Below are 722 nucleotides of genomic sequence, written 5' to 3'. Positions count from 1 at the left end.
CTGTTGGTCGTGCTCAGCGCCGTCGACAGCGAGTTCACGCCGCTTTGTGCCGTGCTGATCCCGGTGGAACTCGACGTCGACAACGACATCACCGTACTGTTGGTCGTGCTCAGCGCCGTCGACAGCGAAGATACGCCGCCTTGCGTGGTACTGAGCGCGGCGATCGCCGTCGACGTGGAAGTCGACAGAGACGACACCGAGCTACTGGTCGTGCTCAGACCCGTCGAGAGCGAGCTCGCAGCGGTCGACAGGCTGGTGACGCTGCTGCCCATCGCGCCCACGGCCTGGTTGGTCGCATACAGTTGCGAACCGTTGACGGCATCGGTGCTCGTTGCACTGATTTGGCCGGCGGCCACGTTGGTGATGGTGCGCTCGCTACCGGCGGCGCCCACGCTCACCGTCGAGCTCGGGGAGGTGCCCGCGAAGTTGTAGGTCGTGCCGTTGATGGTCGCGCTCGATGTGCCGACGGCGGCCGCGGTTTTAGAGCCGGCGCCCAGCGCGACGTCATTGGCGTTGCTCGCCGTGGCGGCGTTGCCGATTGCTACCGAATTGGTGCCGGTCGACGTTGCAACGGGCCCGATTGCGACGCTGTTGGTGCCCGACGCGGTGCCGTCGGTCAACGATGAATTAGCGTGGAAGTACGAGACTGCAACGCCACTGAGCGTCGTGGTACCGGATACCGTCAGGTTACCCACCATCAGGTTCGGGATGTACATCGAGTC

The 722-nt window shown here is 64.5% G+C and carries 1 pseudogene; it reads right to left on the bottom strand.

Annotation, left to right across the window (positions count from 1 at the left end):
* Positions 1 to 698, bottom strand: a pseudogene (locus AC0KUR_RS38005) (hypothetical protein); the annotation flags it as partial.
* Positions 699 to 722: the final 24 nt, after the last annotated feature.

The organism is Burkholderia sp. YHN3-13 (genome assembly GCF_055810675.1).
The sequence above is the reverse complement of the archived record's forward strand: the minus strand, read 5'-3'. Positions and strand labels throughout refer to the sequence as shown.